Annotated in this window: 11 protein-coding genes and 2 pseudogenes; all 13 read left to right on the plus strand. The window is 54.9% G+C overall.

All coding sequences use genetic code 11. The features are described from left to right. Nucleotide 1 precedes the first annotated feature (1 nt). The 13 genes and pseudogenes from ACSPHG_RS09055 (at nucleotide 2) to ACSPHG_RS09115 (ending at nucleotide 18137) form a co-directional block, all read left to right on the plus strand. Complete coding sequence (locus ACSPHG_RS09055) at nucleotides 2-1210, plus strand: KPHS_23130 family T6SS system protein (protein WP_435953141.1); 1209 nt, start codon at nucleotides 2-4, stop codon at nucleotides 1208-1210. After that, a complete protein-coding gene (locus ACSPHG_RS09060; protein ID WP_435953142.1) occupies nucleotides 1203-4604 on the plus strand; it encodes an ImcF-related family protein in 3402 nt (1133 codons plus the stop codon). The genes ACSPHG_RS09055 and ACSPHG_RS09060 overlap by 8 nt, the downstream gene beginning before the upstream one ends. Before the next feature lie 165 nt (nucleotides 4605-4769). Further along, nucleotides 4770-6539: a type VI secretion system baseplate subunit TssF gene (gene tssF, locus ACSPHG_RS09065; RefSeq protein WP_435953143.1), complete on the plus strand. Its 1770-nt coding sequence runs from the start codon at nucleotides 4770-4772 to the stop codon at nucleotides 6537-6539. Beyond that, nucleotides 6503-7585 carry a type VI secretion system baseplate subunit TssG gene (tssG, locus tag ACSPHG_RS09070; RefSeq protein WP_435953144.1) on the plus strand — a complete coding sequence of 361 codons (1083 nt, stop codon included), beginning with the start codon at nucleotides 6503-6505 and terminating at the stop codon, nucleotides 7583-7585. The genes tssF and tssG overlap by 37 nt, the downstream gene beginning before the upstream one ends. A 153-nt stretch (nucleotides 7586-7738) precedes the next feature. Then, nucleotides 7739-8263 (plus strand): type VI secretion system lipoprotein TssJ, encoded by a 525-nt coding sequence (gene tssJ, locus ACSPHG_RS09075; RefSeq protein ID WP_435953145.1) that lies wholly within the window; start codon nucleotides 7739-7741, stop codon nucleotides 8261-8263. Between the two features lie 4 nt (nucleotides 8264-8267). Next, a complete protein-coding gene (locus ACSPHG_RS09080) occupies nucleotides 8268-10598 on the plus strand; it encodes a type VI secretion system Vgr family protein (protein ID WP_435953146.1) in 2331 nt (776 codons plus the stop codon). 2 nt (nucleotides 10599-10600) lie between these two features. Next, on the plus strand, nucleotides 10601-11419 hold the full coding sequence (locus ACSPHG_RS09085; protein ID WP_435953147.1) for a DUF4123 domain-containing protein: 819 nt from the start codon (nucleotides 10601-10603) through the stop codon (nucleotides 11417-11419). 24 nt (nucleotides 11420-11443) lie between these two features. Then, a pseudogene (locus ACSPHG_RS09090) lies at nucleotides 11444-11958 on the plus strand (DUF3304 domain-containing protein). 25 nt (nucleotides 11959-11983) lie between these two features. Then, complete coding sequence (locus tag ACSPHG_RS09095; protein ID WP_435953148.1) at nucleotides 11984-12502, plus strand: DUF3304 domain-containing protein; 519 nt, start codon at nucleotides 11984-11986, stop codon at nucleotides 12500-12502. 2 nt (nucleotides 12503-12504) lie between these two features. Beyond that, entirely contained in the window at nucleotides 12505-14289 is a 1785-nt protein-coding gene (locus tag ACSPHG_RS09100) for a T6SS phospholipase effector Tle1-like catalytic domain-containing protein (RefSeq protein ID WP_435953149.1), read from the plus strand. 240 nt (nucleotides 14290-14529) lie between these two features. Next, a pseudogene (locus ACSPHG_RS09105) lies at nucleotides 14530-14628 on the plus strand (type VI secretion system lipoprotein TssJ); the annotation flags it as partial. Between the two features lie 185 nt (nucleotides 14629-14813). Next, on the plus strand, nucleotides 14814-16475 hold the full coding sequence (locus ACSPHG_RS09110; protein ID WP_435953150.1) for a methyl-accepting chemotaxis protein: 1662 nt from the start codon (nucleotides 14814-14816) through the stop codon (nucleotides 16473-16475). A gap of 57 nt (nucleotides 16476-16532) precedes the next feature. Next, nucleotides 16533-18137 (plus strand): methyl-accepting chemotaxis protein, encoded by a 1605-nt coding sequence (locus ACSPHG_RS09115; protein WP_435953151.1) that lies wholly within the window; start codon nucleotides 16533-16535, stop codon nucleotides 18135-18137. The last annotated feature ends 7 nt before the right edge of the window (nucleotides 18138-18144 follow it).

Below are 18144 nucleotides of genomic sequence, written 5' to 3' on the forward strand. Positions count from 1 at the left end.
AATGCCCGTCTGGCTGGATGCCATCCCTGAAAAGGCCCCTAAGGTAGCGCGTCCCGGCACCGGCCGTTGGCTGCTTTTCCTCGCGTTTGTCATGCTGGGGGGCATAGCGCTCACGCTATGGTGCTGGTCGTCAGAGCGAACCGGATTTGTCTTCTGGTTCACCGCTCTGGGTCTTCCATTTTGCACCTGGGGGCTTATTTTCGGCTTACGCCGTTTTGTCTACAAAGCCGAACAGGTGGGGGCCGAGTCCCGAAATGTCGAGCGAGAAGCGCTCATTGGCAGTGAAATTCTGCGCGGTCAGCGCTGCGCCTGGATCCTCGATACTTATATTCAGAGTCCAGCCGGAAACAAAGCCGATGACCTGCTGAAGGCAATGAAAGTCGCAGCTCCCGCTATCGACTTCTCTCGCCCAAGAGGATGTGACAAACCGGTCAGATACGCGGCATTACCAGAATATCAGAAAGATTTAACGAAGGCCCTGAAAGCAGCGGTTAATAAACTGACCACGCGTGTAGAGGGGATAGTCAAGCCGCTTCCGCCCGCGCTGCCATGCTGGCTGGTGCTGGATTGTGATAACGATCTGTATCCCCTGATTGAAGAGCAGCTTAAAGCCGATCTCTCACTCAAGACGGGCAGGATTTTTCGCCTGATGGTCGGAAAAGGGCTGGCGGCGTTTGATGCCTGGCTGGACAAGGGATGGGACAACCCGGGCATTCTGGTTGCCATCACGCTGTCGTTACCGGCGTTTCCCCGGGAAGAAGATGCTGATGCTGTCTCAATGGTGGTATTGAGCAACCGCAAAGCCCATGCCTGGCCGGATGCGCTCCGCCTTCATCGCCCCGAAAGGGGAACAGAAACAACGCTCACAAAGACGCTCAACCGGGCGCTGCTCTGGGCGAAGACCAGGCCCAATGAACTCAAAGGAGGCTGGATCTCCGGTCCCACATTGACGTCGGGAAGCGGCTGGAATAATGCCTGCGAAAAGAGTGGAGTGGAATTTAGCCTTTCAGAAGACAATTCCAGTATCGATCCCGTGCTGGGCTATACCGGCCATGCTGCTCCATGGCTGGCCATCACGCTTGCCAATACTGACGTTGAACAACGAGGGTCGCAGGTTATCGCCGCACAACCCGTCGCTGACAAGGACGACATCTGGGTCGCCGTCATCACCAAAGAAGAAGTTCGCAAGGAATCGTCTAAGAATGTCTAAGGTAAAAGTAAAAACTCTCATCGGCTCGGTTGTGACTGTCGCTTTTTTCCTGACAGTCATCGTGGCATTTCTGTTTTATGCCTTTCCGGAAAGCGTGGCCTCTGCCACCGGCTTCGGACCATATGACGGCCAGCGCATACTCACATTCTGCGCCATTATGGTTGCTGCGATACTTTTACTCGGCTGGCTGATAGAGAAGGCTTTCGACTTCGCCGGTAAATCCGGATTGTATTTCCAGTGGGGGGAGAAAAAGGCTGAAAGTATCACTCCGGTGACGAACACCATTACCAGTGAAGAAGATGACGATGAACCGGTTTTCAGCGAAGACGTTGTGTCTGAACACCTGCGCTTTCGCTATGGACGCCGCTGGCAGCGTAAGGTGCGACACCTGCTGGTGATGGGCAACCCGGACGACGTCCAGAAAGCGGCCCCGGGTCTGTGTCATGACCTGTGGCAGGAAGGTGACGGTAACGTACTGATTTATGGCGGTGATGCACAGTCACTTCCGGATGAGATCTTCCTTTCAAAACTGAAGCGCCTGCGATCTGGCCAGCCGGTTGATGGTATTATTCAGGTGATGAGTACTTCAGCCCTCCCGACGGATAGCGAACGGGATGCTTTCTTGCGTTGCCGCCAGAAAGCCGACCATCAGCTGGGCTGGCAGGCTCCTGTCTGGCTGTGGCTGACTCACAAAGCCAAAGGTGCTCAGCAGGACGCGGAAAAGGCTGCAACAGGGGTCATATTCGGGCCGGATGGCTCCGTAAAAGAGGCGGGAGAGGCGTTTTCTACGCTGGCGCAACGCCTGCAAAAAGTCGGTATGGCACAGATACTGAATAATCCGGCACATGACGGCCTGCTTCAGTTGTCCTCGCGCCTGCGCCACGAACTGAAAGCCAGTCTGAATGTTTTGCTCAGCGGGCTGATGCAGGGATCTGCGGCCTGGCGTTTACGCGGGGTCATGTTCAGTCCGGAACTGGCCATTGCCGGAACGGTGCCGAACACACGTCTCGGCACGCCGACATGGAAAGCCGTCATTGATGACTGTGATGCCGTCAGCGGCAGGAATCTGGGCTTCGACTGGCTGAAGATGCTGCGGTTAATTCTGCTTTCCCTGATTGTACTGTGGGGGGTCGGTACACTGCTGTCTCTCGTCGTTAACCGGGCTCAGATCTATCAGGCGCAGGACACAGCCAGGCAGGCGGCGGATGCCGCATTACCGCTGACTGAACGCCTGCGTAACCAGCTCGTGCTCCAGCAATCCATTGCCCGTCTGCAACATAGTGAAGCCACCGGTGCGCCGTGGTACACCCGTTTTGGTCTGAATCAGGACAGCGACACGCTGGCCGCGCTCTGGCCGTTATATGCGAAGAACAACATACAGCTGATGAGGGATGCCACCGCAGACCATCTGAAGCAACAGCTGACCGCCTTTGTGAAGTTACCACCGGCCAGTGACGCCCGCACACAGGGCACTCAGCATACCTACGACGTACTCAAAAGTTACCTGATGATGGCCCGTCCGGATAAAGCGGACGCGGGGTGGCTGGCAAAAAATGTGCTGGCCTCATGGCCAAAGCGTCAGACTGTACAGGATGGGGCCTGGCAGGAAATGGCACCGAAACTACTGGGCTTTTATGCACAAAATCTCCCGGATCATCCGGAATGGAAAATTAAGCCTGACGCTGAACTTATCGGCATCGTGCGTCAGATCCTGCTCAAGCAGATAGGCCAACGTAACGCCGAATCCGGGCTGTATCAGGACATGCTTCAGCGCGTAGCAAGCAACTGGCCAGATTTAACGCTGGCGGATATGACCGGCGACACCGATGCCTCAACCGTATTCAGTACCGAAGAAATGGTCCCGGGGATGTTTACCCGTCAGGCCTGGGAAGAGCAGGTTAAAGATGCGATTGACGCGGTCGTCAAAACTCGCCGTGATGAAATTGACTGGGTACTGACGGACAAAACCCGTCAACCGGGGAACGACGTTTCCCCGGAAGCGCTCAAAGCACGTCTGATCGAACGCTACTTTACGGACTTCGGTAATGCCTGGCTCAACATGGTCAACAGCATTCAGTGGCAAGAAGCCAGTTCGCTTTCCGAAGCCATTGCGCAGTTGAACCTGATTGGTGACATCCGTCAGTCACCGTTGGTGGCGCTGATGAACACCCTGGCATGGCAAGGTAAAACCGGTCAGAAGGGTGAGGCGCTGGCAGATTCCATCGTCGATTCAGCGAAAAAGCTCGTGAGCAGAAAGAAATACGCGAAACAGGTTATAGAGCAGGCTCAGGGACCCAAAGGCCCGCTTGATGCTGTGTTTGGCCCACTGACAGGGCTTATCGAAGGAAAAGAAGGTACCGGAAATAACGGCAACCTGAGCTTCCAGTCCTGGCTGGCCCGTGTAACCCAGGTGCGGCTCAAGCTTCAGCAGGTCACCAGCGCCCCGGATCCGCAGGCTATGTCGCAGATGCTGGCCCAGACCGTGTTCCAGGGGAAAGCCATCGACCTGACGGATACCCGTGATTACGGCAGTCTGGTTGCGGCAAGCCTGGGGCAGGAGTGGAGCGGCTTCGGTCAGTCGCTGTTTGTTCAGCCGCTGGATCTGGCCTGGAGGCAGGTGCTGGCCCCGGCTGCGGGAAGTCTGAATACCCGCTGGCAGACTACCATTGTGGATCAGTGGAACAAGGCGTTTGCAGGTCGCTATCCGTTCAGGGCCACCGGTAGCGATGCCTCACTGCCGCTGCTTGCCCAGTTCCTGCGCAGCGACTCCGGCCGCATTTCCACTTTCTTGAAAACCAACCTCGGTGGGATTCTGCACCAGGAAGGCAATCGCTGGGTCGTTGATCCCTCTGCAAGCCAGGGGATGGAGGTAAATCCTGATTTCCTCCGGGCGATTAATCAACTGGCAGAACTGTCAGATATCGTGTTTGCCCAAGGGGATGCGAGCGTACGGTTTGAATTAATGGCCCGGCCTTCTCCGGATGTGGCCCGTATTCAACTCTCACTTGATGAGCAGAAACTGGACTACTTCAACCAAATGGAAAGCTGGCAAAGCTTCACCTGGCCAGGAAATACCTATTATCCGGGTGCCAGCCTCAGCTGGCGCAGCGTTAATAGCGGTATGCAGCTGTATACCAACAACCAGGGTAACTGGGGATTCATTCGTCTACTGGATAAGGCGCTGCTCACTCCGCTGGATGCCGGCCGTACGCAACTGGTATGGATCAGTCAGGACGGTAACCCACTTAAGTTTGTTATGCGCAGCGAGCTGGGCGACGGTCCGCTAGCGTTGCTGAAGCTTCAGGGATTTAAACTACCGGATGCGATCTTTAACGTTGTGCCGCTCGCCGTTACGCCTGTTGATGACCCCAACAGCTTAACAATATGGCCTTAACGAAATGGCGTTATGCCTGCGTGTGAACATACCTCAAGCTGCCCGCAGCTAACGCCGGGTGACACCAACGCTAACTACGCTAATGGCGGCTCCGATCGCCATCGATCCTGCCCGTTCCATGATGCTGTGTGGATAACTATTTATTAATAATCAGGAAACCCGTGCATGGATGACTTAACCCTGCGCTATTTTGAAGCCGAAATGCGCTACCTGCGTGAGGCCGGTAGAGAATTTGCCCGGGCGCACCCGGACCGTGCGGCAATGCTCAATCTGGACAAACCCGGTGCCCGCGATCCTTACGTAGAACGCCTGTTTGAAGGCTTTGCCTTCCTGATGGGGCGACTGCGTGAAAAGCTGGATGACGATCTGCCGGAATTGACCGAAGGGCTGGTGAGCCTGTTATGGCCGCACTATATGCGGACCATTCCGTCACTTGCCATCGTTGAGTTTTCCCCGGAGTGGCAAAGCCTTCGCCAGGCTGAAACGCTGACGGAAGGCTTTTCCGTGCTGTCGCGTCCGGTGGGGCCGAACAAAACGGCCTGCCAGTACCGGACTACGCGCGATGTGCCTTTACAACCACTGCATCTTGCCGATGCACGTCTGCATACCGAAACCGATGGGCGCTCCGCTATTCGTCTGCGTTTCGAATGCCCGGAAAAAGTGGACTGGAGCAAGGCCGGGATCGGCAAGGTTGCCATTTTTCTTAATGCCGAAAGCCCGGTCAGCTCAGCCCTGCATCTGGCGATGACCCGACACGTTCATGCGATGTACGCCCGTCATGCCGGTACCCGCACCGAACGGGAAAAGTTTGAAGGCTGGTGCAAGCCGATGGGCTTCGATGATCATGACAGGCTTTGGCAAAAAGCCGATTCCGCCTTCAGTGGTTACCAGCTGCTGCTGGAATACTTCAGCTTCCGTCCGAAGTTTATGTTCGTAGAGCTACGTGGCCTTGAAACTATCAGGCTTGACGCGGCCAGCACCTGGTTTGAAATCGATATCGTGCTCAGCGAAGCCTGGTCAGCTGACCTGCCGTTTGAGACGGAAAACTTCCGCCTGCACTGCGCGCCGGTCATTAACCTTTTCACGCTTGAAGCCGACCCGATGACGCTGAACCCGCTGGAAAATGAATACCTTCTGCGGCCGCTGCGCCTCCAGGACGGCCACACCGAGATTTACAGCGTGGATAATATCCACGGCGCGCTGAAGCTCGGCAAGCACCAGTATGTGCCATTTTCGAGCTTCCGACACCGGGGCGGCATGATGCGCCACGATGCGCCGGAGCGCTATTTCCACACCCGAGTGAAACGCGGCGCGTCCGGTCTGCACGATACCTGGTTAATTCTGGGAGGGAAATCTTTCGAGGTGGATCAGCTGTCTGAAAAACCCGAATCCCTTTCAATGCGCATTACCGGCACCAACGGCCAGCTCCCGCGCAAGGCGCTGGAAAGTACGTTGCTGGACAAGGTCGTCAAAGCAGGGAAAGTTCCGGTACGGGTGCTGAATGTTTCCGCACCGACGATGCCCCTGTATCCCCCGGCGAATGACCGCTTCCACTGGCGGGTAATGAGCCACCTGGGCTCTAACTTCCTCAGCATGATGGATAACCCTGAAGTTCTGCGGGGCACGCTGGCGCTGTATGACTGGACCGACGATGAGATGAACCGCCGTCGCCTTGAGGCCATTGTTGCGGTGAAACACACCCTCATAAGACGCTTCGAGAAAGGCTTTATGCTGCGGGGCGTGGATATCGAGGTCACGCTGAACATGGATAACTTTGCAGGCGAGGGGGATGTGAACCTCTTTGGCGAGATGCTGCACCGCTTCTTCGCGCTGTATGCGGATGTTCACCTCTTTAACCAGCTTACGCTGGTGCTGCAACCGACAGGGAAACGACTGAGATGGAACGAAAATCACCGCCAGCACGTACCGGGCTGACGCTCGCGCTCAATCAGGAGATCTGGCGCGCTAATTTTTACCGCTTCTGCCAACTGCTGGAACAGGAAAACCCCGGCTCACCGAAGCTCGGGGCGACCAGCCATCCGGCAAACGACCCGGTGCGATTTCGCCCCTGGCCGGGGATGGGGTTTCCGGTCAGCACCCTGAAAGCGGTTGAGACTGATGAAGATCATCCCGAACGTCCCCCGACCGTGCGCACCACCTTTCTTGGAATGTATGGCGTGGATTCACCTCTCCCCGGTGCGTATCTGGATGATATCGCGCAGCGTCGGGAAGGGCATGAGACGGTCACCTCGTTTCTGGATATCTTCAGCCATCGAATTACCACCCAGTATTACCGAATCTGGCGCAAATACGCGTACCCGGCCACGTTTGAGACCGGAGGGCGCGACGCCACCTCCCAGTGCCTGCTTGGGCTGGTGGGGCTAGGTATTCCGGGTACAGCCGAGCATGTGGGGACATCGGTGTCTCGTTTTCTGGCGCTGCTGGGCACCATGCGGTTGCCTACCCGCAATGCGGAGGGCATCCGTGCGCTGGTCAGCCTACTTGCACCACACACCCGGGCAACCGTTACCGAACCCGATCCGGTCAAAGTGCATGTCGACAACCGGAGTGGGCTGGGTGCCGGTAACCGTGTTCGGCTTGAACAACGGGCTACGCTTGGTAAATCCGGTAATGAAGCCTGCAGCCGTGTCCTCGTGACGCTCGTCACTGAAGATCCGGAGGAAGCAGAAGGCTGGTTACCCGGCGGTCACATTCATACCGACCTGCTGGTCCTGATGCGCGTTTATCTCGGCTACCGCAGTGATGCGCGGCTACGCCTGACTGTGCCGGTGCGGCTGCTTCCCGAGCCACGTCTGGGTAAAGGCCGGCGAATTCAACTGGGGCGTACCGGTCTTCTCGGCCTGAAAGACGGCAAACTCAGCGACAACCGTGAAACCCTCACCGTCAGCCTGGGCTGTTATGAAGGGCTGCACTGCCAGGTGCTGCTGCCAGCTGAAGACGGCCGCTACCGTTTCGAATAATTACTCATCAACTTTCCCCAAAATAACTCTGGTAGCAGGATGGCGGCAAACGAATAAGTCCTTGGAAGCATAGTTCACTAGGTGACTGGGGCGAGTGAGTGCAGCCAACGCATCTGCAACCTGAAGTATGACGGGGAAGAAAGGAACTTCTGAATGGCAACAATAACCCGCTGGTGGCCGCTGACGCTTATCGCCTGTGGTCTGCTTGCAGGCTGCGGCCTGACCCAGACCGTCAAGGACGGCACCGTCAGTCTCACAAAATCCATCTTTTATAAAAAGATCAACACGCTGCATCTGGACCTCACCCCGCGTACGGCCATTAACGCTGATGGCGCGCAGATGCCGCTGGCGACGATGGTGAGAGTCTATCAACTCAGGGATCGCAGGGCTGTCGACGCCGCCGATTACCAGACGCTGCTGCGCAATGCCGATACGGCGCTGAAAGAGGATGTGCTGGCCTCAAAAGAGCTGCTGGTGATGCCTAAAGGCAGCGTGTCGCTCAATATGCCGATGGATAAAAACGCGCAGTTCGTGGCGGTGGTGGCCCTGTTCAATCGCCCGGATATGCAGGAGAACCGCTGGCGGATGGTGCTGACACGTGACGATCTTGACCCGGACAAACCCCGCACCGTCGAGCTGGGCGACGGCTGGCTCAGCCTCGTGCCGGTGAAGGAGTGAGTCGATGGATAACTGGTTAGCCCTTTTTGACGGGCAGGCGCGCTATTTTCTCGCTATCAGCGACAGCACCGTGCAGCCTGATGTGCTGAAATTCAGCGGACGGGAAGCATTAAGCGAGCCGTTCAGCTGGGATATTGAGTTCACCACAGCGCAGGCAAACATTGCCCCTGAACAGGTGCTGATGAAATTTGCCTCCCTGCGGATGCGCAGTGGTAAAAACGTCCACGGCATCATTACCCGCCTTGAGTGGCTGTCCACGACGAAGGACCAGTCGCATTACAAAGCCACCCTGAGCGCCCGTCTGGCGCTGCTGTCATATACGCACCGGTGCGCCGTATTCCAGGACCTGTCGGTGCCGGAGGTGGTGGAGCAAGTATTACGCCAGCACGGGCTGGAAGGGCCGGATTTTGAATTCCGGCTTGAACGAACCTATCCAGCGCGTGAACTCATCACCCAGTGGCGCGAAACCGACCTCGAATTTGTCCAGCGGCTGCTGTCCGAAGTCGGTATTTACTGGCGCACGGAGATGGACAGCACCCGTGAGCTGGATATTTATATTTTTGCCGACAGCCAGCTCAACTACCAGTTTGATGTGCATTTGCCCTATGGCGAGCCGTCCGGCCTGTACGACGGTGCGGCGGAATCGGTATGGGATGTGCGCACCTCGCATCATGTGGTCACCGGCACTGTCGCCACGCGTGACTACAACTACCGCACAGCCACCACGCCGCTGGATGCCGCAGTGAGTGTGCGCAGTGATGCCATTATAACCGGTGAACACTACCGCTACGCCGCACCCTACCGCGAAGCCGGGGATGATGCCGACCCGGAGCCGGAAACCGAAAGCGGCGCGTTTTACGCCCGTATCCATCACGAACGCGAGCTGAACAAATCTGCCCGCGTCAGCCTGGACAGTAACGCCTCCTGCCTGACGCCCGGCCAGGTGCTGGAGGCGGATGGCAACGTTATCAGCGCCCTGAGAGACGGCGTGATCGTCACCCTGGTCACTTACCATGCCGCCCGTGATACCCGCCTGCATGTTTGCGTTGAAGGGATGCCGTACAGCGAACGCTACTGCTTCCGCCCGGAAGAAATCCCCCGCCCTGAAATCCACGGCACGCTGCCCGCCCGCATTGAGAGTCGCGAGAAAAACGACATCTATGCGCACCTGGATGCGCACGGACGCTACCGCGTCAGGCTGGACTTTGACCGCAACGACAGCGAGCAGGGTTACGGCTATCTGTGGCTGCGCATGGCGAAGCCGTATGCCGGAGAGCGGTACGGCTGGCACATGCCGCTTACCGACGGCACCGGGGTGGCGATTGCGTACGGCAACGGCGACATCGACCTGCCGTACATCTCCCACGCCATGCACGACTCCGCACACCCCGACCTCGTTAACCGCGACAACCATACCCGCAACGTCCTGAGGACGCCTGCCAGCAACAAGCTGCGGATGGAGGACAGGCGCGGCGAGGAGCATATCAAGCTCGCCACGGAGTACGGCAGGACGCAGCTGAACACCGGGCATATCGTGGACGCGCAGGGCAGGCCGCGCGGTGCGGGCGCCGAGCTGCGCACCGACGAGCGGGGCACCATCCGCGCCGGGAAAGGGCTGTTTATCAGCGCGGACGGGCAGCCAAAAGCCCAGGGCGAAGCGCTGGATATGGACGCCGCGCTTGCGGAAATCGACCGGCTCAACCGGCAGCTGCAGCAGCTGGAGATGGCCGCAGAGCAGGCGCAGGCGCTGAAGGCGGATATCGACAGCCAGATTGCGATGTTTGAGCAAAGGCTGAAGCCGCTTAACGAGGCGATACTGTTCTCCGCTCCGGAAGGCATGGCCTTCACCAGCGGCGAGCATATGCAGATAGCGGCCGCGAAAAACGTCGCCATCAACGCCGGGGGCGATATCAGCGTCGGCGTGATGGGGAATATGACGGCGCTTGTCGGGGAAAAGCTGGGGATGTTTGCCCGCACCGGGCAGCTGAGCCTGAAGGCCAGCGAGGGCCCGATAGACGTGCAGGCGCAGAACGCTAATATGCGCCTGTTTGCTGAGAAAAAGCTGACCCTGACCTCAGAAAGTGACATCTCGTTTGCCGGCAAGAAGCGCATCACGCTGATAGGCGGCGGCAGCTACCTGAAGCTTGAGGCGGGGAGGGTGGAGTACGGCACCACGGCGACCTATATGCGCAGGGTGAAGCGGACGATGGCGGCGGGGGCGGCGACATTGCCGCTGAGTATACAGGAATTGTATCCTGCTATTATCGATAATATTTGCATCCCCTGTCTGCTGAATGCCATTAAATCAAACAGTGCCATCGTACAAGGAGCATAACTATGGATACCACGGCATTACTCCAGGCATTACCTGATAAAAAAGGCACACATATTTATCTGCTGTTTGAAGCCGGCGCGCAGATCACTGAAAATTTTCGGATATTTCAATCAGAACATGCCTCATATATGTACTCCCTGTACATCCATCCGCAACTGGAAGAGTTTCAGGAGTACGGCCCCTGGCTTCTGGAAGCAAAAAATAAAACTCAGTTACTGGAATATTTGGAAAATCTTCCGGGGATTATTGGGGTTATTGTTGCAAATCGACATCTTTCTTCTGTCGCGATACAACTTTCCAGAGGTTGCGTGGCTATCGGGCCGGAAAATAAAGCCTCTCTGATACGTTATTATGCACAACAGGTTCTTAAGGTTCTGGTGCTATCGGCAGAAAATGACTGGCATGCATTTTTATTCCGAGATATCGGGCAGTGGTGGGTTCCAGGGAACGAACAATGGGAACAAATTAATATTCCTACTTCTACAGCTTCAAATCCTATGGACCACGTGGTACGACTGGACAAAGAGGTCTGGCAACAAATAACGGACAAAGCAGAAATCAGCAGCATATTAACGCAATGGCAGAAGATGCCTTCAAGCCAACATTTTCCACATTGCACTCAGCGTGACATGGTAATTAAGGCGCTCAGAAAAGCGAAGGAGGCATCTATACCAGAGGGTACAGACAGCAAACTGTATGCGCTTTACTATCTCAATGGTGGCAAAATGGTGCTCGAGTCGGATGAGATGCAAATATCGTTGCAGCAAGTGAGTCTGGGAAAGATATCTCTTGAACAGCTACTGGCTAAATTTACCGCCTGAAAACGGCATCCCAGGGAAACAATAATGGGATTTTTTCGCAAATTTGAAAGAGTGGAAAGCGTTGTAAACCATGGATATGCTCGTTGGGGGAAATGGATCTGGGGTAGTCTGCTGGCGATGATATTGGCATCTGGTGGTTGGTTATTCTGGGCCGCAATCTGGGGACCGCCGACCGGAGGTGTGACTTTAATTATTCACATCGAAATCGACAGGCTAATTCTGGGGTTCATTATGAATGAGGCGGCTGGGCCAAATGCTTCGGCATTTAAAAAATCCGTATTCAGGAGGGGGAGGAGCTGCCACATGTTGCGGCAGCATTTCGGGGAAGACTGCTGAAGTTATCTGGACTCTTGATATAACCCATGATCAGTACATTAAAGTTATGCGCCTGGAAACGCGTCGAGTCGTCATGCCATTACCGGAAAGGAAACGGGAGAGAATGATTTGCATTTTCACTTTTTCCCGGCGATAAAGTGTTACTGGGCTGGAGCAATAATATTTGGTCTCCTTATAAAAAAAGCCCGATTAATACTAATTAACTTGCGGATTAGAGAAAAATAAGTAATGGGATTTTTTAAAACCTACGACAAAATTAATAATGCTGTGAATCGTGGATATGCCCGTTGGGGAAAATGGATCTGGTGTAGCCTGCTGGCGGTTGTGCTGGCATATGGCGGTTGTTTAATCTGGGCATCAATCTGGGGGCCACCGAGCGGGCCTGTGACGTTAATCATTCACAGCGAAATCGATAGGCCAATTCTGGGGTTTAGTGTGAATGGTGTGGCTGGTTCAAATGCATTTGCCCACGGCGGTGGCGGTGCAACCTGCTGTGGTAGCATCAGCGGGAATACAGCGGAAATTATTTGGACATTAAGTACAACTCGGGCTCAATACGACGCAGGTCTTCGTAAGGAAACGCGTAGAGTTCTCATGTCGTTACCGGAAAGAAGATGGGAAGAAAATTATCTACATGTCTATTTCCTTACTGGTGATAAAGTTCTCTTGTGGTGGGGTGAGGGTTTTATTCATCCAAAATCGGAAGCGCTTTCAACTACGATCCGGGCTAATAAATTAAAGGAGTAATGATGGATATTGAAAGCATTATAGCCGCCGCAACCCGTGCGCAACAGGCAGATGATGCCGCATTGGGAAATTGCTCCCGGATATGGCATGTTGGTTTCTTTTTTGATGGCATTCATCGCAATATCGAGCAGGATTCACCAGAGCAGCGCCTGAGTAATGTTGCTCGGTTATTCAGGGCTTTTCCCGATGAGTCATATGATATTTCTACAAGTAGCCACGCTAAATTCTATATATCTGGTCTAGGTACTCCATTTCAGGAAAGTCTTACCGCAAAACTTCATGCTTTTATGGATGTTGCACAAAACGCCGTGCTGGATGATATAAAAGACCGGCCTAAAGAAATGGCGAAAGAGGCAGGTATGGAATTTCTAAAAGATGGTGACTGGTGGGAAATGATAAAAAACTCAGGAAAAAAACTGATTAATCCCACCGAGAGTAAAAAACTCGCATCAAATGCTGCAAAAAAAGCAGCAAAAAAAGTCAGTATTGAGGCTACCCCTTGGTTACGTGATAACCCCACAGTTGCGGATATGTTAGTAACTGGTGTTGACACCCGAATTGCTTCGACCAAAATTACCTTTGAAGAGGCCTATAAAGAATCAAAAAAAAAGAGTCCGGTCCCAATAAAACTGATCTCCATTTCATTATTCGGTTATGACCTCGGTGCAACTCTCACACGTAAGTTTATTGATACTCTCCTTGAGAATGTTTTTCAGAAACAGGGTGATAAATATACTTACCAGAATGTTCCCGTAGATATTGTTTTCACCGGTTTATTTGATTGTGCTCGCCATACGCCTGCCAGTAGTAATAATGGCGTGGACTGGTTTGTTTCAACATTTGGAGGGCCGATAAAAGACGTAAGTGTAATGCTAGGTGATAAATCTATTGATCAGAAATCTGCATTACCTAATGCGGTTAAAAATGCACTTCATCTGGTGGCTGCCCATGAAAATCGGCCCTGGCGTAGCCTCTATCGCTTGGGCGGAAATAATAAGCATCAGGAAGAGCTGCTACCCGGCTGTGCAGAAGACGTGGGAGGCGGTCTGAAACCGGATGAGCAGAAGCCGAGTGCAGAGCTTTGTCGCGTGGCGCTTCACCGGATGTATCGCGCAGCGACTATGGTAGGGGTTCCATTTCCAGACCTTCAAACGCTTGATAAAACAGATATTGACGTTGCTGCCTATTTCGTTATACAGGATAAAGTCAATAATAAATCAGTCGCGCAGTGGACAAAGATTTACCAGCAGGCTGTGCCGTTTAAAGCCGTTAGTATTGGCGCGCAAAACCGACATTTGGACAGCTATATCGAGTGGCTAGGGCGACAATATTATCAATACCGGTGTGAATGCATGAAATATGAAAAACAGCATGGGGACGTTTTAACTTCAGCGGATTCATCAGCAGGTTTAGTCGGAATTAATCCTCATGGGCACGAGAAAGCGGATCAGTTGCAAAATGAACTTAATGTGTTGCATAAAAACTGGGGCTGGCTGGAAGATGTCCATGATGTAGCGCTACGAATGAAAAACAGCATGGAAACTAATCCACATGATAAACGCCTGCAGATTGTACCTGATGTCTATGGCCCGGCTTTAAGACGGGCGAGAAGATTTATTGATTTTGCTCGGGCCGCATACCATGGCTTACCTCAACCTTTACTTCACGATACAGCTCCACCTGAAATGTATGCCTGGTTTGTTCACGATAGACAAACCGTTGAAAAAGGGGCAGGTATTTCTCAGAACTTCCTGGTTATTCGTTCAATGGAAAAACCTGAAGCCTAATTGACAATGCAGCTTCTCACATTATTTCTTAGCTAGATGCTGCCGTGATACCCACCTGCATATTCTTCCTACTATATTTGCACATTAAATTTGCCACCTGAGGTGATATTTTTTATCTCAGCATAAAACAGGTGACTTCATTTACATGACAATAAAGCGTCAGGTGGCGGGGAAATGTCTGGGATAATAGTCCAATGAAGCGCTTTTAAAGAAGGCTGAAAACACAATTGGTGGCTGTAAAAGCTACTCATCAACCGTGAAGATCTCGACCCCGACAGGCCGCGTATCCTGGAAGCCGGAAACAATCATCTGACGCTCCAGCCCCTGACCAATAACTAATAACCTGGGCACATAGCCCCCCTTGGTTTCCCCATTCCCGAGCAACCTTTTCTCCCAAGCTACTTTCCCCCCGCGCTACCATTCCCTAACCCTCTTCTCTGGGAAGAGGGTCCTCCCGAATTTCACGTAAAGTTCCCTAAGCTGATGCCGATAACCCTGATATCAAGTCATTCATAGGGTGTTATATGTTGAACCGTATTCGCGTTGTCACCATGCTGATGATGGTGCTGGTGGTGTTCGCGCTGCTGCAGCTGATCTCCGGCGGAATGTTTTTTAACTCTTTTAAAGAAAATAACGACAACTTCAAGGTATCCAGAGAGTTACGCGTTCAACAGGCCGAGCTGCACTACGCGTGGGATTTAATGCTGCAAACGCGCATTAACCTCAGCCGTTCCGCAGCGCGTTCCCTGCTGGACGCCAGCAACGGCCAGAGCGCGGCGAAAACGGATTTGCTGAACGTCGCCAAAGGCTCCCTTGCTGAATCCCAAAAGCACTACGCCGCCTTTAAGCAGATCCCCTCCGTATCCCCTGAAATGGACGCGGTGGTCAAAGACGTTGATGACGACTATCAAAATTATAACCAGGCGCTGACCGAGCTTATCGGCTTCCTCGAGCGCGGCAATCTCGATGCCTATTTCGCCCAGTCCACGCAGAGCCTGCAAAACGCGCTGGAAAAAGCATTTCAGCAGTATCTCGCCCTCAACGACCGCAGCTACGAACAGTCCTATATTGCCAGCAACGCCGAATACACCCTCGCCAAATGGCAGATTGTTGGCCTCGCCATCGCGCTTTTAGCGGTGATTGTTCTGGTGTGGTTCGGGATGCGCAAAGTGCTGCTCAGACCGCTGGCCGTGGTTATCGGCCACATCCGCGAGATTGCTAACGGCAACCTGACGGAGAACATCGTAGCCGCTGGCCGCAACGAAATCAGCGAGCTGACCGCAAGCGTTAAGCATATGCAGCAGGAACTGATTATCACCGTCGGCAGCGTGCGCGAAGGTTCGGACGCCATTTACAGCGGCGCGACCGAGATTGCGGCGGGCAATAACGACCTCTCTTCACGCACCGAGCAGCAGGCCGCTTCGCTGGAAGAAACCGCCGCCAGCATGGAGCAGCTCACCGCCACCGTGAAGCAGAACGCCGAAAACGCCCGCCAGGCGTCGCAGCTTGCCCTTAGCGCGTCGGAAACCGCGTCGCGCGGCGGCAAGGTCGTCGACGGGGTGGTGAAAACCATGCACGACATCGCCGGCTCATCCAAAAAAATTGCCGACATCACCAGCGTCATCGACGGGATCGCCTTCCAGACGAATATCCTGGCGCTAAACGCCGCGGTAGAAGCGGCGCGTGCCGGTGAGCAGGGTCGTGGATTTGCAGTGGTTGCAGGCGAAGTGCGTAACCTTGCCCAACGCAGCGCGCAGGCCGCCAAAGAGATTAAATCCCTGATTGAAGATTCCGTCGCCCGGGTCGATACCGGCTCGGTGCTGGTGGAAAGCGCCGGGGAAACCATGAGCGATATCGTCAGCGCGGTCACCCGCGTAACCGACATCATGGGCGAAATCGCCTCCGCGTCGGACGAACAAAGCCGCGGCATCGACCAGGTGGCGCTCGCGGTTTCCGAAATGGATCGCGTTACCCAGCAGAACGCCTCGCTGGTGGAAGAATCTGCCTCTGCCGCCGCCGCGCTGGAAGAACAGGCCAGCCTGCTCACCCAGGCGGTAGCGGCATTCCGGCTGAATAATCACGGAACGATAGAACGTCAAACCGCAGCACCTGCCGCCGCTGCACCGGCGTTAAGCCCGCGCAAACCGGCTACCGCCGGGGGCGACGATAACTGGGAAACATTTTAATCACCCTTTCTGACCACTGATGAACGCCGGCAGACGTGCTGGCCGAGGAAAGCTTTGATGTTAAACCGTATCCGTATATCGACCAGCTTGTTCCTGATTTTGATCCTCTGCGGCGTGCTGCAGATTGGCAGTAATGGTTTGTCCTTCTGGGCCTTTCGTGACGACTTTCAGAACCTCAAAATGGTCGAAGCGGGCAACCAGCAGCGCGATACGTTAACCCAAAGCCGTGCGGCGCTGCTACAGGCCAGCACCGCACTTAGCCGTGCCGGAACGCTCACCGCCCTGAGCTATCCGCCGGAAGATATCAAACGCCTGATGGCGAACGCGCGCGGCAGCCTTAAACAGGCCGACATGCTGTTTAACCAATTCCTCGAGATCCCGCCGACCAGCAAAGAAGGCGAGGAGATGATGGCGTCCACCAAACAGAGCTACGCCAACTACCGCGACGATTTGCAGCACCAGTCGACCTGGCTTGAGAGCAACCAGCTTTCCGATTTCCTCGGCGCGCCGGTGCAAAAGTCGCAGGACATTTTCGACGCCAACTTCAACGCATGGCAGCAGAGCATCAACGACATCGTGGCCTCCGCCAGCGCCGACAGCCAGAAGAATTACCACATATCTGCGGTGATTTTCGGCAGCGTGACGGTGATTGCCATCCTGATTCTGCTGGGTTCGCTTGTCTGGTCGCGCCGGATGATCGTGCTGCCGCTGGCTATCGTGCGTAACCACTTTGACCGCATCGCGGCGGGCGATCTGGCGAAGCCGATTGCGGTTTACGGGCGCAACGAGATATCGGAGATTTTCCAGAGCCTGAAGAACATGCAGGAATCGCTAAAAGCGACCGTAGGCCAGGTGCGCGAGGGCAGCCTCGCGATGCATACCGGCATCGGTGAAATCGCCGCAGGGAATAATGACCTGTCGGCGCGTACCGAGCAGCAGGCCGCGTCGCTGGCGGAAACAGCCGCCAGCATGGAGCAGCTTACCGCCACCGTCGGCCAGAACGCCGACAATGCCCGCCAGGCCGCGCAGCTTTCCCGCAGCGCCGCGAACACCGCGAAGCAGGGCGGGGAACAGGCGGCAAACGTGGCCCGCACCATGCACGACATTGCGGGCAGCTCGCAGAAGATTGGCGACATCACCAGCGTCATCGACGGCATTGCCTTCCAGACCAATATCCTGGCGCTGAACGCGGCCGTTGAAGCCGCGCGGGCGGGCGAACAGGGTCGAGGATTTGCGGTCGTCGCAGGGGAAGTTCGTAACCTGGCAAGCCGCAGCGCCCAGGCGGCAAAAGAGATCAAAGTGCTGATCGAAGAATCCGTAGAGCGCGTGCAGCAGGGATCGAAGCTGGTGGATACCGCAGCCACCACCATGGCTGAAATCGTGCGCTCGGTGACGCAGGTCAACGACATTATGGGCGAAATTGCCTCGGCGTCTGACGAACAGCGTCGCGGCATCGAGCAGGTCGCTCAGGCAGTAAGCCAGATGGATCAGGTCACCCAGCAAAACGCCGCCTTAGTAGAAGAAGCGGCAGCCGCGACCGATGCGCTGGCCAACCAGGCTGAACACTTAACCGGTGTTGTCTCTGTGTTTAACCTGGCGAGCGTTGATGGACAACGCGATACCGGGGAATTTGAAACCTCCGGGGTGCTGGTCACCCCCTGATTGTGAC

The sequence above is a fragment of the Dryocola baronae genome, from assembly GCF_051297175.1.
GTDB lineage: Bacteria > Pseudomonadota > Gammaproteobacteria > Enterobacterales > Enterobacteriaceae > Dryocola.